Raw genomic sequence first — 22,087 nt, forward strand, 5'->3', positions numbered from 1 at the left:
GCCCACGGCTCCCCAGCCCGCGGTCCAGGAGCCCGCGGAGCGGCTGGGAGACGACGTGAGGGTCGCCGGCAGCCATCGTGCCCAGGCCGCGGCCCCCGCCGGTGACACGCTCGGCTTCCGGGCCCTCCCGGCCGAGCCCCCCGAGGCCGGTGGCCCCGCCGGGGACCCCCGTGACGAGATCGCCTCCGGTGAAGGCCCTCCGAGCCGCGCCGCCCCCCCGCGGGGAGGCTCCGGCAGGCGCAACGGCCTGCGGGTCGCCGCGGTCCTCGCGGGTGCCGCCGTCGTGGTCGGCGGCGGTGCCGTCGGCGCCTACGCGCTGACCGGCGGCTCGGGCGACGACGGGACCACCGTCCAGCCGACCAGGCAGGCGGCCGACGCCCAGCCGAAGGTCGACCCGAGGGTCCAGCAGGAGCAGCGCCGCAAGCTCGCGATGGAGCGCGCCTCCCGCGAGACGCGCCAGTACGACGGCAAGGACGTGGATCTGCGCCCGAAGGGCGAGCCGATCCCGACCAAGACGCCGGAGAAGGAGAAGGACGACGAGGGCGGCGGCAGCGGCGGCGGTGTCCCGGCCGGCGACCCGGTCCCGGCCGGCGAGGCGCAGCGGATCGCCAAGGCCATGCTGCCGAGTTTCGGCTTCTCCGGCGACGGCCAGTTCGGCTGCCTGGTGAAGCTGTGGAACAAGGAGAGCGGCTGGAACTCGCGCGCCAAGAACCCGTCGTCCGGCGCGTACGGGATTCCGCAGGCGCTGCCCGGCTCCAAGATGGCCAGCGCGGGCTCCGACTGGGAGACCAGCGCCAAGACGCAGATCAAATGGGGCCTCGGCTACATCAAGGACCGCTACGGCACCCCGTGCGGCGCCTGGGAGCACTCTCAGAACGTGGGCTGGTACTGACCGGCCACTGACGACCGGTCGCGTCCCAGGGGGCTGAGAGAGCCTCCTGGGACGCACGAGGTGTGAGGGTCAGGACGAGCGGGTCATCCCGAGCACGTCGAGAGCGGTGTCGAGCTGCTCGATGGTCAGCTTCCCGTCGTCCACGTAACCGCGTTCGAGCACGACCTCACGGATCGTCCTGCGTTCCTGGAGCGCCTGCTTGGCGACCTTGGCCGCCTCCTCGTAACCGATGTAGCGGTTCAGGGGCGTCGCGATCGACGGGGACGACTCGGCGTACTCGCGCATCCGCTCCACGTCCGCCTCGATGCCGTCCACGCAGCGGTCGGCGAGCAGCCGCGACGCGTTCGCCAGCAGGGTGATCGACTCCAACACGTTGCGGGCCAGCATCGGCAGCATCACGTTCAGCTCGAAACTGCCGGACGCGCCGCCGAACGCGACCGCCGCGTCGTTGCCGATGACCTGGGCGGCGACCTGCGTGACCGCCTCGGGGATCACCGGGTTCACCTTCCCCGGCATGATCGACGAGCCGGGCTGCAGGTCGGGCAGCCTGATCTCCGCGAGGCCGGCGCGCGGGCCGGAGCCCATCCAGCGCAGATCGTTGGCGATCTTGGTGAGGCTCACCGCGACGGTGCGCAGCGCGCCGCTCGCCTCCACCAGGCCGTCCCGCGCGCCCTGCGCCTCGAAGTGGTCGCGGGCCTCGGTCAGCGGCAGCCCCGTGACGCGCGCGATCTCCGCGGTGACGCGGCCGCCGAAGCCGTCCGGGGTGTTGATGCCGGTGCCGACCGCGGTCCCGCCCAGCGGCAACTCCGCCAGCCGGGGCAGGACGGCCTCCAGCCGCTCCACGCCGTTCCCGGCCTGCGCCGCGTACCCGGCGAACTCCTGGCCCAGCGTCACCGGCGTCGCGTCCATCAGGTGGGTGCGTCCGGACTTCACGACCGTCGCGAACTCGTCGGCCTTGCGCCGCAGCGCGTCCCGCAGATGCCGCAGCGCGGGGATCAGATCGTTCAGGACGGCTCCGGTCGCCGCGATGTGGATCGAGGACGGGAACACGTCGTTGGACGACTGGGAGGCGTTCACGTGGTCGTTGGGGTGCACCGGACGGCCGAGCCGCTCCTGCGCCAGCGTCGCCACGACCTCGTTGGCGTTCATGTTGGAGGACGTCCCGGACCCGGTCTGGAACACGTCGACGGGGAACTGGTCGTCCCACCTGCCGTCCGCGACCTCCCGGGCGGCCTCGGTGATCGCGGCCGCGAGGTCCTCGTCGAGGATCCCGAGCTCGGCGTTCACCGTCGCCGCGGCGGCCTTGACATGGCCGAGCGCGGCGATGTGCGCGGACTCCAGCGTCCGTCCCGAGATCGGGAAGTTCTCCACCGCGCGCTGCGTCTGCGCCCGCCACTTCGCCGCCGCGGGTACCCGGACCTCCCCCATGGAGTCGTGTTCGACTCGGAACTCCCGCTCGCCCATGGCATGCCACCCCTGTCTGGATCAGTCACTGCCTGGAATCCGTCACCGCCGTCTTCCGTGGCAGCTTCTCAGGTGGCTACCCCATTCCCGGACCGAGCCCTCTGGGACCGGGATCACTCCTTGTTGATGGTGTAGTTCTCGCGCTCTCCGGCCTTGCCCACGGGCTTCTGCTCGCCGTTGACCCAGACGTCGCAGGCGGACGCGTCGTAGACCACCGCGTTGATGCGCGGCTGGTCGTACTGCCGCGCCTCGTTCTTCTTCAGGGTCTCGTCGCTGAGCACGGTGATCGCGTCGCCCGGCACCGAGACGAAGATCTTGCACGAGTCGGTGCGGGCCCGGACGACCAGCGTGCTGGTGTCGACGCCGGGAGGGGCCTGCGCGACGCCGCCGGACGGGGGGCCGGACGTCGTCGCGTCGGCGGAGGGGCCGGGCCCCTCGCGCATCATGCCGACGATGAGCGCGGTGGCGCCGATGCCGCAGGAGGCCACGGTGGCGCCGATGAGCGCGATGACGGCCATCACCCGGTAGCGCGGCGTCGCGGGACGGCGTCCCGACCGGGGACCGGCGACCGCGCGTTCGAGCCGGTCGACCGCGCGGGCGTGGCTGAGGCGGCGCGTCGGGTTCTTCTCCAGCAGCCCGGTGATCACGGGCGCGAGGGGGCCGGCGTGCTGCGGGACGGGCGTCGACTCGTTCGCCAGGGCGCTCAGCGTCGCCATCACGTTGTCGCGCTCGAACGGCGGATGGCCCTCCAGGGCGGCGTACATCGTCGCGCCGAGCGACCACAGGTCGGACCGGGGCGTGGCCTTCTCCCCGGCGGCGACCTCGGGCGCGACGTACGCGGGCGAGCCCATGAAGTGGCCCGTCTTCGTCAGGCTGGCCGACCCCGAGGAGAACGCGAGGCCGAAATCGGTGAGGACGACGCGGTCGCCGTCCAGAAGGACGTTGCTGGGCTTGAGATCGCGGTGCACGATCCCGGCCTTGTGCGCGGTGTTGAGCGCGTCCAGCAGAGCGCGTCCGATGTGCGCGACGCGTTCGGGCGGCAGGGGCCCCGAGCGCTCTATGAGATGTTCGAGGCTGGGCGCCTCGATCATCTCCATCACGATCCAGGGCCGGCCCTGCTCGATGACGACGTCGTACACCTCGACGATGGAGTGCGTGCGCAGCTGGGCCGGCGCGCGGGCCTCTCTGAGGGTACGGCGGTAGAAGAGCACCCGGTCGTCCTCGGAGAGGTCCCCGGGAAGCCGCAGCTCCTTGACCGCCACGGAGCGGTCGAGAAGCTCGTCATGCCCTCGCCAGACGGTGCCGTTGGCGCCCTGGCCTATCTCCGAGACCAGCCGGTAGCGCGTCGCTAGAACGAGGCGCTCTGACTGTGACATGGCGGAAAAGATACCGGAGTGGCCAGGCGGTCACCGGGGAGACCTCATTACCAACGTGGATTTTGGGCCGATAATGTGATCTACCGGCCAGAAACCACGGGACCACGCGGCCGGCCGCCCTCCGCCGGAGCCGTCAGCCGCTGCCGATCGTCAGCGCCTGCCGATGGTGAGGACCGGTCCGGTGGTGTCGGCGAAGAAGTCCTCGCCCTTGTCGTCCACCACGATGAACGCCGGAAAGTCCTCCACCTCGATCTTCCAGACGGCCTCCATGCCGAGCTCGGGGTATTCCAGGACCTCCACTTTCTTGATGCAGTCCTGGGCGAGCCGCGCGGCGGGCCCGCCGATCGAGCCGAGGTAGAAGCCGCCGTGCTCCCGGCAGGCGTCGGTGACCTGCTTGGACCGGTTGCCCTTGGCCAGCATGACCATCGAGCCGCCCGCGGCCTGGAACTGCTCGACGTAGGAGTCCATCCGCCCGGCCGTGGTCGGGCCGAAGGAACCGGACGCGTACCCCTCCGGCGTCTTGGCCGGACCCGCGTAGTAGACGGCGTGGTCGCGCATGTACTGCGGCATCGGCTCGCCCGCGTCGAGCCGCTCCTTGATCTTGGCGTGCGCGATGTCGCGCGCGACGACCAGCGGCCCGGTCAGCGACAGCCGCGTCTTCACCGGGTACCTGCTCAGCTCGGCCCGGATCTCCGCCATCGGGCGGTTCAGATTGATCTGTACGACCTGGTCGTCGAGCTGCTCGCCGGTCGTCTCCGGGAGGTACTGCGCCGGGTCGGTCTCCAGCCGCTCCAGGAACACGCCCTCCGCGGTGATCTTGGCGAGCGCCTGCCGGTCGGCGCTGCACGACACCGCCATGGCCACCGGGCAGGACGCGCCGTGCCGCGGCAGCCGGATCACCCGCACGTCGTGGCAGAAGTACTTGCCGCCGAACTGCGCTCCGATGCCGAGCTTCTGCGTCAGCTCGAACACCTGAAGCTCCAGCTCCAGGTCGCGGAAGCCGTTGCCCAGCGGGGAGCCCTCGGTCGGCATGGTGTCGAGGTAGTGGGCGGACGCGTACTTGGCGGTCTTCAGCGCGTACTCCGCGGACGTGCCGCCGACCACGATCGCCAGGTGGTACGGCGGGCACGCGGCCGTCCCCAACGAGCGGATCTTCTCCTCCAGGAAGGACATCATCCGCTTGGGGTTCAGGACGGCCTTGGTCTCCTGGTAGAGGAACGACTTGTTCGCACTGCCGCCGCCCTTGGCCATGAACAGGAACTTGTACGCCTCGCCGGGCGTCGCGTACAGCTCGATCTGCGCCGGGAGGTTGCTGCCGGTGTTCTTCTCGTCCCACATCGTGACGGGCGCCATCTGCGAGTAGCGCAGGTTCAGCTTCGTGTACGCGTCGTACACGCCGCGCGAGATGTGCTCCTCGTCGTTCCCGTCCGTGAGGACGTGCTGGCCGCGCTTGCCCATCACGATCGCGGTCCCGGTGTCCTGGCACATGGGCAGGACGCCGCCGGACGAGATGCTCGCGTTCTTCAGCAGGTCCAGCGCCACGAACCGGTCGTTCGCGGACGCCTCCGGGTCGTCCAGGATCCGGCGGAGCTGCGCCAGGTGCGCGGGACGCAGCAGGTGCGCGATGTCGCGCATCGCGGTCTCGGACAGCAGCCGCAGCGCCTCCGGCTCGACCTGCAGGAACGTCCGCCCGTTCGCCTCGAACGTGGAGACCCCGGCCGAGGTCAGGAGCCGGTAGTCGGTCTCGTCCGGTCCGAGCGGCAGCAGGTCGGTGTAGGAGAACTCAGGCATCTCAGGCAGATCCTCGCGCGATTCCGATGGGGCCGATCACAGGGTACGTGCCGGTCGCGCAGGCCACGGGAGGCCCCCGGCCCTCCGGGGTCGGGCAGGCCGGGGAAAGCCCGTTTGTGACGCGCGACCGGTCTTCTGGCGCTGAAGGTCATGTGACCGACCTTCATCTTCCCCTCGACCGGACCGCCGGGCGGCTGGCGGCCCAGATCGCCGCCGGTTTCCGCGCGGGCGTGCGCTCCGGCCGGCTGACCGCCGGGACGAGGCTGCCGTCGAGCCGTGACCTGGCCCGCGACCTGGACGTCTCCCGCGGCGTCGTGGTCGCCGCCTACGAGCAGCTGACCGCCGAGGGATTCCTAGTCGCGCGGCGCGGCGACGGCACCCGCGTCGCTTCGCTGGCCCGCCCCGACGAAGGTCCTCCGCCGCACGGCGCCCCGTCCCCGGTCCCCAGGCCCGCGCCGGAGCCCGCGCTCCCGTACGACCTGTGGCCGGGCCGGCCGGACCTGTCCGCGTTCCCCCGCGAGCGGTGGCTCGCCGCCGCCCGCGCCGCGCTGCGCGCGCTCCCGCACGAGGAGCTCACCTATCCCGACCCCGCCGGCGTCCCGGCCCTGCGCGCCGAGCTGGCCGGATACCTCGCCCGGGTCCGCGCGGCGCGCACCGACCCCGCCCGCGTCGTGATCATGAACGGGGTGGCGCAGGGGCTGTCGGCCCTGCTGCGGCTCCTGCGCGCCGAGGGGCACGCGGTGCTCGCGGTCGAGGACCCGACCCATGACCGGCAGCTCCCGATGCTGGAGGACTCCGGGCTGCGCCTCGCCCGCGTCCCCGTGGACGGCGAGGGCGTGGACGTCGGCGCGCTCGCCCGGACCGGTGCGCGGGCCGTCCTGGTCACGCCCGCGCACCAGTTCCCGACCGGCGTCGTCCTGTGCCCGGCCCGCCGAGCCGAGCTGATCGCCTGGGCGCGGGACGTGGACGGCCTGATCCTGGAGGACGACTACGACGCCGAGTTCCGCTACGACCGCGAGCCCGTCGGCTGCCTCCAGGGCGTCGAGCCGGACCGCGTCGTCCTGCTGGGCTCGGTGAGCAAGTCGCTGGCGCCCGCGCTCCGCCTCGGCTGGGCCGTCGCGCCGCCGGCCATGGCCGGGCGGCTGCGCGAGCACCGCGAGAACACCGACCTCGGGGCGCCCGTGCTGGACCAGTACGCCCTCGCCGAGCTGGTCGGCGGCGGCGGATACGACCGGCACCTGCGCGCCATGCGGCGCCGCTACCGTTCCCGGCGGGACGCCCTCGCCGAGGCGCTCTGCCATCATCTGCCGGGCGCCGTGGTTCGCGGCGTCTCAGCGGGCATCCATCTCTATGTGGAACTGCCCGACGGCTGCGACGAGGCCGAGGTCGTCGCGCGTGCGGCACGCGCCGGGGTGTCGGTCGCCGCCGCCCACCCCATGTGGTCGCCGGCACGCGCGGGCGACGCGCGGCCCGCGCTCGTCCTCGGCTACGCCAGGCTCCCGGAGCCCCGCCTGGTGGAGGCGGCCCGACTCCTGGGGCAGGCGGTTACGCACGGTGCCGGAGGGTAGGACAAGCATCCCCGGTGTAGGAGGTATGCATGAGTCTGGAAGAGGCCGCGCGGCAGCTGAAGATGGCCGCCCACGACGCGCAGGTGGCCTTCGACTGCGTCGGCCTTGGTGACCTCGCAAGGGCGCAGGAGCATGCCGTGACCCTCCGGGCGGCCGCCGACGCCGCCGAGGTGGCCCTCAGCCGAGCCCTGCAGGACATGACGCCGGAGCAGGCCCAAGCCGAGGGGGAGAAGGCCATTACCGCGATGGAAGACGCCTGAGACTCGTTCTGGGCCCCCGTTCGCGCTCCGGCGTGACCGGGGGCTCACACGTGTCCGGACGGGTCAGGCCACCGGCCGTTCCATCGCCGGGGCGTCCGGGTGGGCGCCCTTCACCGGAGCGGGGTCGAATCCGCGTGCGGTCGCGAAGACGACCAGGATCAGTGCGGCGGGGATGATGAACGCTATGCGGAGGCCGTTGTCGGCGCTGAGGGGGGCGATGGCGCCGACGATCGCGGCGCCAAGGACGAAGCCGACGTAGTTGAAGATGTTCACTCGGGCCACGGCCACGCCCAAGCCGGTCGGATCGACCCGTCCGGCGGCGGAGAAGCAGACCGGGGCGATCACGGCGAGCCCCAGCCCGGCGACCGCGAACGCGGCGATGGCGAAGGCCGCGTTCGGCGCCGCGACGACGCCGAACATCCCGACGACGCCGACCGCGCCGCCGAGGCGCACGACCCGGACCGGGCCCGAGCGGCGGACGGCGAGGTCGGCGACGGCGCGGCTGATCACCATCGCGACCTGGTACGCCACGTAGCCGAGGGGAGCGACCCAGTCGGCGCCGGACAACTCGTCGTCCAGGTACTTGGCGCCGTAGTTGGAGACGGCCGAGTCCGCGAGGTAGGCGACGGCCATCGCGGCGCCGACGATGAGGATCGGCCGCCACGGGACGCGGCGCCCGGCGGCCTTGAGCTCCTCGGCGCTCGGCCCTCCGCCCTCCTCGCCGCGGCCGTAGAGCCGGTGGCCGGTCGCGAGGGACGCGGCGATCCCGGCGGCGGCCGCGATCGCGAAGCAGGCGAACAGCGGCATGTCGATCCTGTTGGCCAGCGAGGCCCAGAGGCCGCCGAGGATGCCGGCGACGCTCCACACCGCGTAGAAGCCCGTGATCAGGCTGACCCCGTACCGGCGCTCGACCGCGACGGCCTGCGCGTTCATCGAGGCGTCCACCGCGCCGACGAACAGGCCGAACGCGGCGACCGCGACGTAGAGGGCGACGTTCTGGACGATCATTGGGGGCCTGGGGGTCGTCCCCCAGAACGACAGGTCGCCGGTGAGGCCGATCAGCGCGATCGTGACGGCGACCGCGGGCTGCGACACGCGGAGCACGACACCGCTGCCGAACCGCTGGAACAGGGCACCGGACACGACGCTGCCCACCCCGGCGACCAGCGGGACCATCAGCAGCACCAGCGAGAGCGTGGCGTCGCTCAGGTGGTGGACCTCCTGCATCCGCGGGACCTGCGTCACCAGCGAGGCGAAGCAGAGCCCCTGGACGGCGAACGCCGTGTAGGCGGAGAACCGGGCCTGCCGGTCCCGCGCGGTGATGCCCTGGCTCATGGCGGGCCGACCTCTCTGCGCCGAACGCGAAGAAGATTCGCGTCAGCGTACCCCCTCAGTCGATGAGGCGCTTGCGCATGCCGCGGACCGCGATGATCCACATCAGCGCCGCGAACAGGACCAGGGCGCCCAGGTGCCCGAGGTCGGCCGGCGGGTCGAGGCCGAACACCGCGTCCCTGACCAGCTCGACGCAGTGGTAGAGCGGGTTGAACCACGAGGCGGTCTGCGCCCAGGCGGGCAGAGCGTCGACCGGGAAGAACGTCCCGGCGATCAGGAACAGCGGCGTCACGACCCCGGTGATCACGTAGTCGAACGAGTTGATCGACGGGACCACCGACGACGTCCACATCCCGAACAGGCCGAAGCCGAGCGCGGTGAAGAACGTCACGAACGGGACGAGGAGCATCCCGAACGACGGATCGAGGCCGAAGAACAGCGCGACGACGAGCGGCGTGCACGAGTACACCGCCGACTTGGCCGCGATCCACAGCGCCTCGGCCGTCACCAGCTCGTGGACGTCCACGGGCGCGGCGAGCATCCCGTCGTAGGTGTGCTGGAAGACGCGCCTGATGTAGCCGTTGAACATGCCGGGGAACACCGACGTGAACAGGGCCGCGACCCCGACGACGCCGGTCGCCACGAAGTCCAGGTACCGGTAGTCGCCGATCATGGCGATCATCGAGCCGAACCCGTAGCCGAACGCGAGCAGGAAGAACGTCGGCTCCACCATCGAGGCGAACGACTGCGACTTCCAGTACCGCTTGTAGAGCGCCAGCTCATGGCGCCAGATGCCGCGCACCGGCGCCCACTCGAACCGCCGCAGCCGAGGCGCCCGCTCCACCTGTTCGCTCATTCCTGTTCCCTGCGGGGGGCGACCCCCCGCGCCCCCCGGTTCGCTTCGCTCATTCCACGCGCTCCCCGGTCAGCACGACGAACACGTCCTCCAGGCTGGAGGCGCGGCGGACGCCGTCCGGGCCCAGCTCGTCCTCCAGGGACGGCGGGATGGTCTCGGCCTTCAGCACCGACACCGACGGGCCCGTGCGGCGTGTGGCCAGCCCGGCGGCCCTGGCGACGCGCTCCACCTCCGTCAGCCGGTCGGGCGGCCCGTGGTGCTCGACGACCCGGTCGCCCGCGTACTCGGCGACCAGCTCCGACGGCGAGCCCCGGGCGATGACGCGGCCGTGCGACATCAGCGCGCAGTCGTCGGCGAGCCGCTCGGCCTCCTCGATGTAGTGCGTGGACATCAGGACGGTCGTACCCCGGGCGCGCAGCCCGTCGATCAGCCCCCACAGCTCGGCCCGCACCTGCGGGTCGAGGCCGACGGTCGGCTCGTCCAGGAGGACGAGCGCCGGCGTGTGCACGAGCCCGCGCGCGATCAGCAGCCGCCGCCGCATGCCGCCCGACAGGTCGTCGACCTTGGTGAGCTGCTTCCCCGTCAGGTGCGCCAGGGCCAGTGCGTCCTCCACCGCCTGGCGCCGTTCCTTGCGCGGGATCCGGTACAGGTGCGCGAACACCTCAAGGTTCTCGCGGGCGGTCAGCTCCTCGTCGAGGTTGTCCTGCTGGGGGACGACCCCCATCACGGCCCGCGCGCGCTTGGACTCGCGCGGAACCTCGAAGCCCAGGACGTGGATGCTGCCCTCGTCGGCGATGGCCTGCGCGGTCAGCATCTTCATCGTGGTCGATTTGCCGGCGCCGTTCGGGCCGAGGAGCCCCAGGCAGACCCCCGCGGGGACTTCGAGGTCGAGCCCGTCCACGGCGGTGAAGTCGCCGAAGCGCTTCACCACGCCGCGCAGGCTGACCGCGGCCGCCGCTCCGGGATCCGGCGCGGCGGCCTCGACCCGGGTGCGTTGCAACGTCATAACCTTCACAGTACGGAGAACGCCGGGCGCAACCCCAGCGGTTTTCGGGGCGGCGCCGCGCCGTCCGGCGGCTAATCTCTAGGTGTGGACGTCCCCCATCGCCCGGCCGCCGAGAAGGTGACACGCGTGCGCGACCTGCGCGCGTCCGACGCCGACCGGGATCGCGTCGCCGCCGTGCTCGGCGAGGCGCTCGCGGACGGCCGGCTCACCATGGACGAGCACGCCGACCGCACCACCCGCGCCTACGCCGCCCGCACCCTGGGCGAACTCACGGGCCTCACCGTCGACCTCAGCCCGGAGGAGGCGCAGCCCATCCTCGTGGACGACCGGCCCGTATCGGTCGTCTTCGGCCGCACCCGCCGCGACGGCCGCTGGGTCGTCCCGGTGAAGCTCCCGCTGGTCGCCCTGTTCGGAACGGTCGAACTGGACCTGCGCGAGGCCGTCCTCCAGCGCCGCCACATCGTGGTCGACACGCTGATCCTCGGTGGCCGGATCCGGCTCCTGGTCCCCGACGGCGTCCGCGTGGACGTCACCGGCCGCACGATCCTCACCGCGCGGGACGTCCGGGCCCGCCCCGCCCACGAGGGCCCCACCATCGAGGTCGGCGGCACCATGATCTTCGGCTCCGTCAAGGCCCGCGCCCCGAAGCGCAAGCTGCGCACCCGCGTCCGCAACCGCCTGACCCGCGGCTAGGTCGCGGTGTCGAAGTTGATCGCGCTGTAGGCGCGGAGCTTGTTCAGCCGGTGCTCGCTGGAGATCGTCCTGATCGTGCCGCTGCGGGAGCGCATGACCAGCGAGTGCGTGACCGCCGTGCCCTTGCTGTACCGGACGCCGTCGACCAGCTCGCCGTCCGTGATGCCGGTCGCCGCGAAGAACACGTCGTCCGAGGTCACCAGGTCGTCGGTCGTCAGCACCCGGCCCAGCTCGTGACCGGCGTCCGTCGCCTTCTGCCGCTCCTCGTCGTCCTGCGGCCACAGGCGGCCCTGGATCACTCCGCCCAGCGCCTTGATCGCGCATGCCGCGATGATGCCCTCCGGTGTGCCGCCGATGCCGAGCAGCAGATCGACACCGGTCCCGGGCCGGGACGCCATGATCGCGCCGGCCACGTCGCCGTCCATGATGAACTTGATCCGGGCGCCGGCCTCGCGGACCTCCCTGACGATGCCCTCGTGCCGCGGCCGGTCCAGTATGCAGACGGTCACGTCGTTGGGCTCGGAGCCCTTGGCACGCGCGATCGCCTTGATGTTGTCGGCGATCGGACGCTCGATGTCGACGACGTCGGACGCCTCCGGGCCGGTCACCAGCTTCTCCATGTAGAACACCGCGGACGGGTCGAACATCGAGCCGTGCGGCGCCACCGAAAGCACCGCGATCGCGTTGTTCATGCCGAGCGCGGTCAGCCGGGTCCCGTCCACGGGGTCGACCGCGACATCGCACTCGGCGCCGGAGCCGTCGCCGACCCGCTCGCCGTTGAAGAGCATCGGCGCGTGGTCCTTCTCGCCCTCGCCGATCACCACGATGCCCTTCATGGACACGGTGTTGATCAGCTGGCGCATGGCGTTCACGGCGGCACCGTCGGCGCCGTTCTTGTCCCCGCGGCCCACCCAGCGGCCCGCGGCCAGGGCGGCGCCCTCGGTCACCCGTACCAGTTCCATCGCCAGGTTCCGGTCCGGGGCCGCGGGGTCGGTCTCAAGCGGGGAGGAAACGGTGGTCTCATCGGACATGGCGCGGCAGCCCCTTCGGTCAGTGAACGTCTCGTCCGGCCGGCCGCCGGGGACGCGACCCGGTCCGGCGCCGGCGGAGCCGGCGAACGTTCCGTGGTGACACGGATTGTCTGTGGACCGGACGCCCGGCCACAAATTGGACCAGACCAGCCGGAGCGCGGGCCGTCCCGGCCGGTGAAGACCTCCTGTGGGCCGGCGACATTTGACGGTCACACGGACAAGGGATCGTTTCCCCATGGGAGAGGGCGTAACCTCAGGCGTCATGAGCAGCCACATCGACGTCCCGTCCGGCGAGGTGACACGGAACGGGGGGGCGCGGGAGGCCGACGTCCCCGCGCGGACCTCCGACCGCGGGGCCGCCACCCGCGGCGCCCTTCTGGACGCGGCGCGGGACGTCTTCTGTGAGTCCGGTTTCGCCCAGGCCGCGGTGACCGACATCGTCGCCCAGGCGGGCGCCAGCGTCGGCAGCCTCTACCACCACTTCAACGGCAAGGCCGATCTGTACCTGACGCTGTTCGAGGAGTTCCAGACCGGGCAGCAGGAGCGCACCCGGCAGGCGATCAACGCCGTCCGGGACGCGGGCGAGACCGACCCGATGCGGCAGTTCATCGCCGGCGCGGGCGCCTACCTCAACGGCTGCCTGGAGGAGCGCGACGTCGCGCGCCTGTTCATCTCCGGCGACGGCCCGCCGGGATTCGACCGCGTGATGCGGCAGCGGCTCAACAAGTGGGCGCGCCGCAACGCCGCCCTGTTCCACACCGCCGACGGCGGCGTGGACGAGGCCCTGGTCATGGTGCTGACGGGCGCGATGGCGGGCGCGGTGTCGGAGATCTCGCTGATGGACGACGAGGACGCCGCCCGCAAGCTCGCCGAAGAGATCATGGGCATCGTCGGCACGATCAGGAACCCCCGTACCGAGCAGACCTGACCGTGCGGGATCCTGGAGGGGTGACCGACAAGACTCCGTCCTCCGCTCCGGAAGCCGCGGAAGCCGCTGAGGCCGTGGAAGCCGAGAAGGCCGCGCCCGGAGGGGACGCTCCCGGCGAGGAGCGGCCCGCCCGCGAGGGGGTCGCCCCGGGCGCCCCCGCCGGGCGGCCCGTGGTCGAGGTGAGCCCCGCCGTCCACAAGCGGCTGACCACCGGGCTCGGCGGCTTCGCGATGGCGATGGGCGCGTGCCTGCTGCTCGTACTGGCGATCTACGTCGTCACGCCGCGCAGCGACGAGCAGGTCCTGCCGACCGTCGACTACAGCGCGCAGCTGTGGGCGATGCGCAACGACGCGCCCTTCACCGTGCACGCCCCCGAGGGGCTTCCGGAGAGCTGGCGTCCCACCAGCTCCCGGCTCAACGGCCTCGGCGAGGGCGGCGGCGAGCCCGTCGCCTGGCACCTCGGGTTCGTGACGCCCAGCGACGAGTACGCGGCACTGGAGCAGAGCAACGAGAAGGCGTCCGAGTACGTCCCGCGCATGACCAACAGCAGCAAGCCCCTCGGGACGCAGCAGGTGAACGGCCAGACCTGGTCCAAGTACCACCGCAAGGACAAGAAGGCCAACTCCCTGGCCCTGACCCTGCCCGGCGGGGTGAGCCTCGTGGTGACCGGCACGGCGACCTACGCGGAACTGGCGATCCTGGCGGGCGCGCTCAGGCCGCAGTCCAAGGACGCCGGGCCACTGGCGCCCTCCTCAGGGGCGGCCACCCCCGGTTCCTAGGGGCCTGCGGCTCCCGGGCTCAGAACGGCGCGGCGGCCTCGCCGTCCTCGGGCCGCGCCATCGCCGCGGCCAGCCTCGCCCGCGCGCCCTCCAGCCACTCCTCGCAGATCGCGGCGAGCTTCTCGCCGCGCTCCCAGAGGGCGAGGGACTCCTCCAGCGTCAGCCCGCCGGCCTCCAGCCGCTTGACGACATCGGCCAGCTCGTCCCGCGCCTGCTCGTACGACGGCTTGTCCGCCGCCCCCGTCTCGTCAGCCATCCGCCCCACCCTTTCATCCTTCGGAACAACCCGTACCCCCGGAGCGCCTCACGCCCCGTCGCGGCCGGTGACCGCCACGTCCAGACGGCCCTCCGCGAGCCGGACGCGGAGCCGCTCGCCGTCCTTGACCGCCGCGGACTCCCGCACGACCGCCGCGTCCTCCCGCTGGACGATCGCGTAGCCGCGCTCCAGCGTCGCGGCGGGGGACAGGGCCACCAGCCGGGCACGGGTGTGCGACAGCTCGTCCCCCGCCCGGTCGAGTGCCCCGGACAGGCACCGTCGCGCCCGGTCGCGCAGCGCCATGACCTGCTCGGACTGCCGCTCGACCTCCCGCACCGGGTCGGCCAGCGCCGGCCTCGACCGGACCGATCTCAGCCACGCCAGCTCCCGCTCCACGCCGCCCGCCAGGCAGCGCCGTCCCCGGTCGCGCAGCTGCCGGACGAGCTCGAGCTGCTCGCGCACGTCCGGGACGGCCTTCTTCGCCGCGTCGGTCGGGGTGGACGCCCGCACGTCCGCGACCAGGTCCAGGATCGGGCCGTCCTGCTCGTGGCCGATCGCGCTGACCACAGGGGTGCGGGCCGCGGCCACGGCGCGGACCAGCGCCTCGTCGGAGAACGGCAGCAGATCCTCCATCGCGCCCCCGCCCCGCGCGATGATGATCACCTCGATCTCGGGGTCGGCGTCCAGCGTCCGCAGCGCCTCCATCACCTCGCCGACCGCGTACGAGCCCTGCACGGCCGTGTTCTCGACCCGGAACGCGACCGCGGGCCAGCGCCGCCGCGCGTTCTCCAGGACGTCGTGCTCCGCGTCGGAGTCGCGCCCGCAGATCAGCCCGATCCGGCCCGGCAGGAAGGGCAGCGGCCGCTTGCGCTCCGGACGGAACAGCCCCTCGGCGGCCAGCACCCGCTTGAGCCGCTCCAGCCGGGCCAGCAGTTCGCCGACGCCGACCGGCCGGACCTCCAGGACGCTGAGCGAGAATGTGCCCCGGTTGATCCAGAAGTCGGGCTTGGCGTGCACGACGACGCGGGCGCCGTCGGTCACCACCGGGCCGTTCCGGGGGGTGTGGGGGGTCGTCCCCCCACTGGGGACGAGCCCCGCGGCCTCGAACACCGCGCGGGGGCCGACGACCCGTACCGACATGTTCGCCACGGGATCGCGGAGCGTCAGGTACACCGTCCCGCCGCGGGCGTTGAGGTCGGTGATCTGCCCCTCGACCCAGATGCGGCCGAGCTTCCCGATCCAGCCGCTGACCGCCTGCAGGACCGTCCGCACCGGGACGGGGGATTCGGCGGAGGTCTCCATTGCCATGCGGGCAGCCTACGGTGATGTCCGTGACTGCGACCGCATCCGAACGCGAGCTCGCCGAGCGGCTCAACCAGCGACTCCGGCATGTCGTGCTGATGCTCCGCCAGGTGAGCGCCGACCAGCCGATCACCAGCCAGCAGCTGTCCGTGCTCGGCTCCCTGGAACACGGGCCGCGCCGGATGACGGAACTGGCCGCCGAGCACGGAGTCCGGCTGCCGACCATGACCGCCCAGATCAACCGGCTCGAACGCGACGGGCTGGTGACGCGCGGCCGGGACGGCGCCGACGCGCGCGTCGTGACCGCGCGCCTCACCGAGGCGGGCCGCCACCGCCTCGCCGCCGGACGGCACCGCAGGATCGGCATCCTGGCCGAACGGCTCGCGAACCTGACGGACGAGGAACGCGCGGCCGTCGCCGCCGCGCTGCCCGCCCTCGACAAGCTCTTCGGCACCCCCTGACCGGCCGGCCGCCCTACGCACGGGGAAGGGCCCCGGACGACCGTCCGGGGCCCTTCCCCTGCCGTGGTCGCTCAGCTGAGGCCGTTGAGCTTCGCGATGCGGCGCTCGTACATGCGGATGACGTCCTCACGGGCGGCGTGCTTGCGCTCGTACTCGCGCAGCAGCTTCACCTGGTCGACGGAGAGGCCGCGCAGGCGCGCACGCAGCTGCGGCAGCGTGGCGCTGTCGTAGTCGGGGACGGGCAGGTCCGCCGCGATGTGCTCGGCCTCGGCCGGCGCGGCGGGCCTGGACTCGGGCTTCGGCTCGAACGCCGGGTCGTCCTTCGCCTTCGGCTCGTCCTTGCCCTTCGGCGTGTCCTTGCCCTTCGGCGTGTCCTGGGCCTTGTCCGCGGGCTTGCCCGTGCTTTCCGGCTTCGGCTCGTCCGCGGGCTTCGGGCTCGGTGCGGGCTTGGCCTGGGGCGCGGGCTCCGGCTTCGGCTCGCCGGGCGTGGGCTTCGGCGCGGGCTCGGCGAACGGTCCCGCCTTGTCCGCCGGACCCGCCTTGTCGGCGGGGGCGGCCGGCTCCGCGCGGTGCTTGCCCGGCGCCGCGGGCCGGTTCGGCTTCGGCGGAGGCCCCGGACGGGTGTGCCTGGGCGCGGGCCGCGTCCCGACGCCGGGCTTGCCGATCGTGATCTCCTCGCCGGACTTCCGCGCCGCCGCGGGCCTGGCGGGCCTGGTCCGGCGGACGGGCTCGGGCTCCGGCTCGGCCTCCGCGCCGCGCACGCGCTCCACCACCTGCCCGACGACCTTCTCGGCCGTGCCCTGCACGTCGTCGCGCAGCCGCCCGAGCACCGGCTTCACGCCGCCGCCCTCGGTGATCTCCTTGTAGTCCCGGGTCACCCGGTCACCGAGCAGGAGCGCGCGGCCGACACCGAACATGGCCAGCCGGACGGCGTGCAGCGGGAGGTCGCGGACCTGCTCGCCCACCGTGTCCTGGACCTGCTGCTTGAGGCGGCGCGGCGATCTCGTCATCGTCTTTCCTCTTCCTTGCCGTCCTGAACACCGAATCGGGTCATGCGGCTACGTCTCGTCGAAGTTCACTCTGCCCCATGGGTGCGATCGTGGTCACCCCGGGTTAATGGATTTCTGTCTAAAAGCGGCGTGCGGTGGCTCACACGCGGGCCCTGCCGGAGCCATATCCCCGCCGGCGGCGGGGATGCACACGCTCGGCGGGAGCCTCCCCGTCCTGCACGGCCCCCGCGCGGTCCCTCGTACGATAGAGCCATGACCGCCAACAGCCAGCGCCGTGTCCTGCTCGCCAAGCCGCGTGGTTACTGCGCGGGCGTCGACCGCGCCGTGGAGACGGTCGAGATCGCCCTCGAGAAGTACGGGGCCCCGATCTACGTCCGCAAGCAGATCGTCCACAACGTCCACGTCGTCAGGACGCTGGAGGAACGCGGCGCGATCTTCGTGGACGAGACCGAGGAGGTCCCCGAGGGCGCGATCGTGGTCTTCTCCGCGCACGGCGTCGCGCCGTCCGTCCACGAGGAGGCCAAGGGCCTGGACCTGCGCACCATCGACGCGACGTGCCCGCTGGTCACCAAGGTCCACAAGGAGGCCGTGCGGTTCGCCGCCGACGACTACGACATCCTGCTGATCGGCCACGAGGGCCACGAGGAGGTCATCGGCACCACCGGCGAGGCCCCCGACCACATCCACCTCGTGGACGGCCCCGACGACGTCGCCAACGTCAGCGTCCGCGACCCGGAGAAGGTGGCGTGGCTGTCGCAGACCACGCTGTCGGTCGACGAGACCATCGCCACGGTCGAGAAGCTCCGCGAGCGGTTCCCCAAGCTGATGGACCCGCCGTCGGACGACATCTGCTACGCGACGCAGAACAGGCAGGTCGCCGTGAAGGACATGGCGGCGCAGTCGCAGCTCGTCATCGTGGTCGGCTCGACGAACTCCTCCAACTCCGTCCGCCTGGTCGAGGTGGCCAAGGAGCACGGCGCCGACGACGCCCACCTCGTCGACTACGCCGAGCAGATCGATCCGGCGTGGCTGGAGGGCGTCACCACGGTCGGCGTCACCAGCGGCGCCTCGGTCCCGGACGAGCTGGTCCAGGAGGTCCTGGCCTGGCTGTCCGAGCGCGGCTTCGGCGAGGCGGAGGAGATCGAGTCCGTCGAGGAGCACATGCGCTTCTCCCTGCCGAAGGAACTCCGCAAGGACCTCCGCATCACGCCGGTCTGACGCGCCGGGAGGGTCAGTCCACATCGCCGTGGTGGAGGCGGCGGCGCTCCGCCGTCGTGGTGGGGGACTCGTCCCACCGGACGGGGTTCTCGTTCTCCTCCTTCTCGAAGAGGCGGACGCCGACGAGCTTGTCCCGCAGCTCCCGGACGTTCGTCATGACGCCGCGGGCCAGGCAGACGACCACCACCAGCAGCGTCCCGAAGAACAGCCACGGCGCCGTCGCCGCGAGCGTGGTGAGCAGCCCGACGGTGAGGCCGCGCAGCATCGACCCGTTGCCGAGCGTGGTGGCGAACTCCACCGCGAACGTCGCCGCGAAGAACACCAGCGGCGGGCTGACCACGAGCGTCAGCAGGTCGGCGGGACGGGTGGCGAACGCGGCGAGCGCGCAGCCGATCACGAATCCGGCGCCGGCGAGCAGCGGCACGCCGAACCAGCGCGACAGCAGCCCGCACACCACCCCGGCGCCGAACATGACGACGATCCCGCCGCGTCCGGTGAGGGCGACCGGTCCCGCCGCGGAGGCCGCCGAGTGCGATCGCGGAGAGGAAGCACCGCGCTGACGTCGCACTGGACCCCCAGAGACCGGCGACGCCCCGCCCGGCGCGTCGCGTATCGACGATGAACTCATGGCCACCTCTCTCGCCGATCGAACCGCTCCATCTGCTCGGGGATGGCCTGTCCGCCGAAACCTACAGGTTCCGTGGCCGAGTCAGGCTGAGGCAGCTTCTCGCCGGGGTCGTGGCCGTCCTCCGGAGGGGCCTGGTGGTCCAGGGGGGCTTGGTGGTCCAAGGGGGAGTCGAAGGGGGCGTCGTGCCCGGTCAGTTCGGCCGCAGAGAGCGAACGGGGGCCTTCCTCGACCGGGAGGGGGCCGTCCAGGCCGTCCTCGACCACTCCCAGTTCGTTCAGCTTGCGCGCACTGACGAGCACGCGTGTCTCCAGGGATCCGACCGTCCGGTTGTAGGACTTGATGGCGCCGGTCAGCGCGCGGCCCAGTTCGTCGACATGCCGGCCCATCGTGCCCAGCCGCTCGTACAGTTCCCTGCCCAGGTCGAATACCGCGCGGGCGTTGCGGGAGAGGGCCGCCTGCTGCCACGCGTACGACGCCGTCCGCAGCATGGTGATGAGGGTCGTGGGCGTGGCGATGTGCACCCGGCGGCGCATCGCGTACTCCAGCAGGCCGGGATCGCGGTCCAGCGCGGGCGCCAGGAACGCCTCGCCCGGGATGAACAGGACCACGAACTCCGGCGCTGGGCTGAACGCCTGCCAGTAGGACTTCGCCGCCAGACGGTCGACGTGGTCGCGTATATGGCGCGCGTGCGCGTCCAGCCGGACCTCATCGCCGGTCTCAGCGGCTTGCAGGTACGCGGCCAGGGAGACCTTGGAGTCGACCACGATGCTCTTGCCGCCGACCAGCCGCACCACCATGTCGGGACGAACCGTGCCGTTGTCCGTGCGCGAACTGGCCTGCTCGTCGAAGTCGCAGTGGTGCGTCATCCCGGCCAGCTCCACCACACGGCGGAGTTGGAGTTCGCCCCAGCGCCCCCGGGCTTCGGGCCGCTGTAGGGCCCGGACGAGCGACCGGGTCTCGCCGCGGAGCTGTTCGGAGCTCTGCCGGACGAAATCGACCTGCTTGGCCAGCATCGCGTGCGACTCCCGGCGGCCCGTCTCCACCTCGCGGAGCTGCTCCTCCACCTTGGCGAGCGTCTCCTTGAGCGGCGCGACCAGGTGCTCGACCGCCTGCTGGCGCCGCTGAAGGTCGCCCGCCGCCTCGACGCCCGCCGCCTTCAGCCTGGCGTCCGCCAGTTCGAGGAAACGCTGGTTGCTGGCGTCCAGCGCCTTGGCGGACAGGTTCTCGAAGTGCTCGGCCATCCGCTCCTCGGCGTAGGCGAGCTTCTCCTCCGCCGCCCTGGCCCGCGCGATCAGCGTGCCCTGCCGGCTCATCGCGAGCGCGTACCCGGCGACGACGCCGAAGACGGCTCCGACGAGCAGGCCGGCGAACAGCGCGAGGTCCATCCGTTCATCGTGACAGCGCGGCGGCGAACGGCGACCGCGACGCGCCGTGACCCCCGAGGGCACCGGACAATCGGCTCAGGATTCACCAACCCGTGGCCGCCCGGACGATCCGGGCAGCCCGAGGGGTCCGCCGCGCCCATAAACTTGTCGGCCGTGAGCCTCTCCATCGGAATCGTCGGGCTGCCCAACGTCGGCAAGTCCACGCTGTTCAACGCGCTGACCAAGAACGACGCGCTGGCCGCCAACTACCCGTTCGCGACCATCGACCCCAATGTCGGCGTGGTCGGGGTGCCCGACCCGCGCCTGGCCGTGCTGGCGGAGATGTTCGGCTCGCAGAAGATCATCCCCGCGACGATGGAGTTCGTCGACATCGCCGGCATCGTCAAGGGCGCGTCCGAGGGGCAGGGCCTCGGCAACAAGTTCCTCGCCAACATCCGGGAGACCAGCGCGATCTGCCAGGTCATCCGGGTCTTCGAGGACGCCGACGTCACCCATGTGGACGGTGAGACCGACCCGTCCCGCGACATCGAGACGATCAACACCGAGCTGATCCTCGCCGACCTCCAGACCATCGAGAAGGCGCTGCCGCGTCTCGACAAGGAGGCCCGCACCAAGAAGGACAAGGAGAAGCTCGCGGTCGTCGACGCCGTCAACGACGCGCAGAAGCTCCTGGACGACGGCGTCACGCTCTTCGCCGGGGCCGAGAAGGCCGGGATCGACCTGGCGCTCCTGCGCGACCTGCACCTGCTCACGGCGAAGCCGTTCCTCTACGTCTTCAACCTCGACGAGAGCGAGCTGACCGACGAGGCACTGCGCGCCCGCCTGCGCGACCTGGTCGCCCCCGCCGAGGCGATCTTCCTCGACGCCAAGATCGAGGCGGAGCTGATCGAGCTGCCGGACGACGAGGCGCTCGAACTCCTCCAGGGCATGGGGCAGGACGAGCCGGGGCTGTCGCAGCTCGTCCGGATCGGGTTCGCGACCCTCGGCCTGCAGACGTACCTGACGGCGGGCCCCAAGGAGGCGCGGGCCTGGACGATCCGCAAGGGCGCCACCGCGCCGGAGGCCGCGGGCGTCATCCACACCGACTTCCAGCGCGGCTTCATCAAGGCCGAGGTCGTCTCGTTCGGCGACCTCACCGCCGCCGGCTCCATGGCGGCCGCCCGCACGGCCGGCAAGGTCCGCATGGAGGGCAAGGACTACGTCATGCAGGACGGCGACGTCGTAGAGTTTCGCTTCAACGTCTGACCGCGTCCCGGGTAGGGCCCGCAGGGGCCGCATCGACGGGGTGCTCAACTCCCACCGAGGGCCGGGAACACTGCGTCCCGAAGCAAGGGGGCGAGCCCCGGGCCGCCCGGATCAGGTTCGATCCACTCCAGGTGCTCGATTTCCGCCCCGGGTGCCGAGACTTCGACGAACGGATGCTCGAACACCGTGGCGTGCAACTGGTGACCTGGCTCGTTGGCGGCAGGAACGGTGAACTCGCCGAGCCGCCGCAGCGCGGACACCCGCAGCTCGACTCCCAACTCCTCGGCGACCTCGCGCAAAGCGGCCTGCTCCGCCGATTCACCGCGCTCGGGCTTGCCCCCCGGGAACATCAGGAGCTCGGTTCCGCGCTTGCGCACCGTGAGCACATGTCCCGACTCATCCCTGATGACGACGGCGCTGACCGTGATCTGATCCACTTCGTTCCCTTCCCGGGGCAAGCGTCCCCGCCCGGCGTCACCTGTGATTCTGGCAACACGGGATCCGGTCCGGGCCGGAGGGGCACTGAGCTGGGCGTTATGTAGCAAGATGTCGCGATTAGGTCTGTTTGACCGATTCTTTCGGGAACAAATCGCGAGCGCCGTCGAT

Annotated in this window: 22 protein-coding genes; 9 read left to right on the forward strand and 13 right to left on the reverse strand. The window is 71.9% G+C overall.

Annotated features, from left to right (window positions below):
• A partial coding sequence (locus tag E1281_RS14775) for a hypothetical protein (RefSeq protein ID WP_347813287.1) occupies window positions 1-892 on the forward strand: 892 nt, incomplete at its 5' end.
• Between the two features lie 69 nt (window positions 893-961).
• On the opposite strand, the gene E1281_RS14780 is transcribed toward E1281_RS14775, so the two are convergent.
• From E1281_RS14780 to E1281_RS14790, 3 genes are all read right to left on the reverse strand, one after another.
• Window positions 962-2,356 (reverse strand): class II fumarate hydratase, encoded by a 1,395-nt coding sequence (locus E1281_RS14780; protein ID WP_131878424.1) that lies wholly within the window; start codon window positions 2,354-2,356, stop codon window positions 962-964.
• Window positions 2,357-2,469: 113 nt separating this feature from the next.
• A complete protein-coding gene (locus E1281_RS14785) occupies window positions 2,470-3,732 on the reverse strand; it encodes a serine/threonine-protein kinase (RefSeq protein WP_131878426.1) in 1,263 nt (420 codons plus the stop codon).
• A gap of 150 nt (window positions 3,733-3,882) precedes the next feature.
• Complete coding sequence (locus E1281_RS14790; RefSeq protein ID WP_131878428.1) at window positions 3,883-5,523, reverse strand: fumarate hydratase; 1,641 nt, start codon at window positions 5,521-5,523, stop codon at window positions 3,883-3,885.
• Between the two features lie 152 nt (window positions 5,524-5,675).
• Between E1281_RS14790 and E1281_RS14795 the strand changes: the two genes are divergently transcribed.
• Window positions 5,676-7,091, forward strand: coding sequence for a PLP-dependent aminotransferase family protein (locus E1281_RS14795; RefSeq protein ID WP_131878430.1), 1,416 nt, complete (start codon window positions 5,676-5,678; stop codon window positions 7,089-7,091).
• A gap of 29 nt (window positions 7,092-7,120) precedes the next feature.
• Window positions 7,121-7,351, forward strand: coding sequence for a hypothetical protein (locus E1281_RS14800; protein WP_131878432.1), 231 nt, complete (start codon window positions 7,121-7,123; stop codon window positions 7,349-7,351).
• Window positions 7,352-7,414: 63 nt separating this feature from the next.
• On the opposite strand, the gene E1281_RS14805 is transcribed toward E1281_RS14800, so the two are convergent.
• From E1281_RS14805 to E1281_RS14815, 3 genes are read right to left on the reverse strand one after another with little or no spacing between them, the layout of a single operon-like run.
• Complete coding sequence (locus tag E1281_RS14805) at window positions 7,415-8,686, reverse strand: MFS transporter (RefSeq protein WP_165958934.1); 1,272 nt, start codon at window positions 8,684-8,686, stop codon at window positions 7,415-7,417.
• Between the two features lie 55 nt (window positions 8,687-8,741).
• The gene (locus tag E1281_RS14810) at window positions 8,742-9,539 is read right to left on the reverse strand and encodes an ABC transporter permease (RefSeq protein WP_131878434.1); all 798 of its coding nucleotides are present in this window, start codon (window positions 9,537-9,539) and stop codon (window positions 8,742-8,744) included.
• Window positions 9,540-9,588: 49 nt separating this feature from the next.
• Complete coding sequence (locus tag E1281_RS14815) at window positions 9,589-10,545, reverse strand: ABC transporter ATP-binding protein (protein ID WP_207943287.1); 957 nt, start codon at window positions 10,543-10,545, stop codon at window positions 9,589-9,591.
• Between the two features lie 84 nt (window positions 10,546-10,629).
• Between E1281_RS14815 and E1281_RS14820 the strand changes: the two genes are divergently transcribed.
• Window positions 10,630-11,238 carry a DUF1707 domain-containing protein gene (locus E1281_RS14820; RefSeq protein WP_131878436.1) on the forward strand — a complete coding sequence of 203 codons (609 nt, stop codon included), beginning with the start codon at window positions 10,630-10,632 and terminating at the stop codon, window positions 11,236-11,238.
• On the opposite strand, the gene glpX is transcribed toward E1281_RS14820, so the two are convergent.
• Window positions 11,235-12,269 carry a class II fructose-bisphosphatase gene (gene glpX / locus E1281_RS14825; protein ID WP_131878438.1) on the reverse strand — a complete coding sequence of 345 codons (1,035 nt, stop codon included), beginning with the start codon at window positions 12,267-12,269 and terminating at the stop codon, window positions 11,235-11,237. The genes E1281_RS14820 and glpX overlap by 4 nt on opposite strands.
• 262 nt (window positions 12,270-12,531) lie before the next feature.
• Between glpX and E1281_RS14830 the strand changes: the two genes are divergently transcribed.
• Both E1281_RS14830 and E1281_RS14835 read left to right on the forward strand, forming a co-directional pair.
• Window positions 12,532-13,197 carry a TetR/AcrR family transcriptional regulator gene (locus tag E1281_RS14830; RefSeq protein ID WP_131878440.1) on the forward strand — a complete coding sequence of 222 codons (666 nt, stop codon included), beginning with the start codon at window positions 12,532-12,534 and terminating at the stop codon, window positions 13,195-13,197.
• A 20-nt stretch (window positions 13,198-13,217) separates the two neighbouring features.
• Window positions 13,218-13,976, forward strand: coding sequence for a DUF4245 domain-containing protein (locus E1281_RS14835; RefSeq protein WP_243716962.1), 759 nt, complete (start codon window positions 13,218-13,220; stop codon window positions 13,974-13,976).
• A gap of 19 nt (window positions 13,977-13,995) precedes the next feature.
• Here E1281_RS14835 and E1281_RS14840 read toward each other — a convergent pair whose 3' ends face one another.
• Together E1281_RS14840 and xseA are read right to left on the reverse strand one after the other, a co-directional pair.
• Window positions 13,996-14,232, reverse strand: coding sequence for an exodeoxyribonuclease VII small subunit (locus tag E1281_RS14840; RefSeq protein ID WP_131878442.1), 237 nt, complete (start codon window positions 14,230-14,232; stop codon window positions 13,996-13,998).
• Window positions 14,233-14,280: 48 nt separating this feature from the next.
• On the reverse strand, window positions 14,281-15,540 hold the full coding sequence (gene xseA / locus E1281_RS14845) for an exodeoxyribonuclease VII large subunit (protein WP_131878444.1): 1,260 nt from the start codon (window positions 15,538-15,540) through the stop codon (window positions 14,281-14,283).
• Window positions 15,541-15,557: 17 nt separating this feature from the next.
• On the opposite strand from xseA, the gene E1281_RS14850 reads away from it, so the two are divergent.
• Window positions 15,558-15,995: a MarR family transcriptional regulator gene (locus tag E1281_RS14850; RefSeq protein ID WP_131878446.1), complete on the forward strand. Its 438-nt coding sequence runs from the start codon at window positions 15,558-15,560 to the stop codon at window positions 15,993-15,995.
• Between the two features lie 71 nt (window positions 15,996-16,066).
• Here the strand turns inward: E1281_RS14850 and E1281_RS14855 are convergent, their stop codons facing one another.
• Window positions 16,067-17,005 (reverse strand): hypothetical protein, encoded by a 939-nt coding sequence (locus E1281_RS14855; protein WP_131878448.1) that lies wholly within the window; start codon window positions 17,003-17,005, stop codon window positions 16,067-16,069.
• 252 nt (window positions 17,006-17,257) lie between these two features.
• Here E1281_RS14855 and E1281_RS14860 point away from each other — a divergent pair, with 252 nt between their 5' ends.
• The gene (locus E1281_RS14860) at window positions 17,258-18,223 is read left to right on the forward strand and encodes a 4-hydroxy-3-methylbut-2-enyl diphosphate reductase (protein WP_131878450.1); all 966 of its coding nucleotides are present in this window, start codon (window positions 17,258-17,260) and stop codon (window positions 18,221-18,223) included.
• Window positions 18,224-18,236: 13 nt separating this feature from the next.
• Here the strand turns inward: E1281_RS14860 and E1281_RS14865 are convergent, their stop codons facing one another.
• Together E1281_RS14865 and E1281_RS14870 are read right to left on the reverse strand one after the other, a co-directional pair.
• On the reverse strand, window positions 18,237-18,791 hold the full coding sequence (locus E1281_RS14865; RefSeq protein WP_131878452.1) for a DUF6542 domain-containing protein: 555 nt from the start codon (window positions 18,789-18,791) through the stop codon (window positions 18,237-18,239).
• Between the two features lie 56 nt (window positions 18,792-18,847).
• Complete coding sequence (locus tag E1281_RS14870) at window positions 18,848-20,236, reverse strand: DNA recombination protein RmuC (protein WP_131878454.1); 1,389 nt, start codon at window positions 20,234-20,236, stop codon at window positions 18,848-18,850.
• A 153-nt stretch (window positions 20,237-20,389) separates the two neighbouring features.
• Here E1281_RS14870 and ychF point away from each other — a divergent pair, with 153 nt between their 5' ends.
• Complete coding sequence (ychF, locus tag E1281_RS14875; RefSeq protein ID WP_131878456.1) at window positions 20,390-21,481, forward strand: redox-regulated ATPase YchF; 1,092 nt, start codon at window positions 20,390-20,392, stop codon at window positions 21,479-21,481.
• 44 nt (window positions 21,482-21,525) lie between these two features.
• Here ychF and E1281_RS14880 read toward each other — a convergent pair whose 3' ends face one another.
• On the reverse strand, window positions 21,526-21,918 hold the full coding sequence (locus tag E1281_RS14880) for an NUDIX domain-containing protein (protein ID WP_131878458.1): 393 nt from the start codon (window positions 21,916-21,918) through the stop codon (window positions 21,526-21,528).
• Window positions 21,919-22,087: the final 169 nt, after the last annotated feature.

Source organism: Actinomadura sp. KC345 (assembly GCF_004348515.1).
In the GTDB taxonomy this organism is placed as follows: Bacteria; Actinomycetota; Actinomycetes; order Streptosporangiales; family Streptosporangiaceae; genus Spirillospora.

What these genes read in the sequence shown, in the direction of transcription:
- E1281_RS14810 (WP_131878434.1), bottom strand. Translation starts at nt 9,539, where the DNA reads ATGAGCGAACAGGTGGAGCGGGCGCCTCGGCTGCGGCGGTTCGAGTGG.
- E1281_RS14780 (WP_131878424.1), bottom strand. Translation starts at nt 2,356, where the DNA reads ATGGGCGAGCGGGAGTTCCGAGTCGAACACGACTCCATGGGGGAGGTC.
- E1281_RS14800 (WP_131878432.1), top strand. Translation starts at nt 7,121, where the DNA reads ATGAGTCTGGAAGAGGCCGCGCGGCAGCTGAAGATGGCCGCCCACGAC.
- E1281_RS14860 (WP_131878450.1), top strand. Translation starts at nt 17,258, where the DNA reads ATGACCGCCAACAGCCAGCGCCGTGTCCTGCTCGCCAAGCCGCGTGGT.
- E1281_RS14855 (WP_131878448.1), bottom strand. Translation starts at nt 17,005, where the DNA reads ATGACGAGATCGCCGCGCCGCCTCAAGCAGCAGGTCCAGGACACGGTG.
- xseA (WP_131878444.1), bottom strand. Translation starts at nt 15,540, where the DNA reads ATGGCAATGGAGACCTCCGCCGAATCCCCCGTCCCGGTGCGGACGGTC.
- E1281_RS14840 (WP_131878442.1), bottom strand. Translation starts at nt 14,232, where the DNA reads ATGGCTGACGAGACGGGGGCGGCGGACAAGCCGTCGTACGAGCAGGCG.
- E1281_RS14785 (WP_131878426.1), bottom strand. Translation starts at nt 3,732, where the DNA reads ATGTCACAGTCAGAGCGCCTCGTTCTAGCGACGCGCTACCGGCTGGTC.
- E1281_RS14870 (WP_131878454.1), bottom strand. Translation starts at nt 20,236, where the DNA reads ATGGACCTCGCGCTGTTCGCCGGCCTGCTCGTCGGAGCCGTCTTCGGC.
- E1281_RS14850 (WP_131878446.1), top strand. Translation starts at nt 15,558, where the DNA reads ATGTCCGTGACTGCGACCGCATCCGAACGCGAGCTCGCCGAGCGGCTC.
- E1281_RS14830 (WP_131878440.1), top strand. Translation starts at nt 12,532, where the DNA reads ATGAGCAGCCACATCGACGTCCCGTCCGGCGAGGTGACACGGAACGGG.
- E1281_RS14790 (WP_131878428.1), bottom strand. Translation starts at nt 5,523, where the DNA reads ATGCCTGAGTTCTCCTACACCGACCTGCTGCCGCTCGGACCGGACGAG.
- E1281_RS14815 (WP_207943287.1), bottom strand. Translation starts at nt 10,545, where the DNA reads ATGACGTTGCAACGCACCCGGGTCGAGGCCGCCGCGCCGGATCCCGGA.
- glpX (WP_131878438.1), bottom strand. Translation starts at nt 12,269, where the DNA reads ATGTCCGATGAGACCACCGTTTCCTCCCCGCTTGAGACCGACCCCGCG.
- E1281_RS14805 (WP_165958934.1), bottom strand. Translation starts at nt 8,686, where the DNA reads ATGAGCCAGGGCATCACCGCGCGGGACCGGCAGGCCCGGTTCTCCGCC.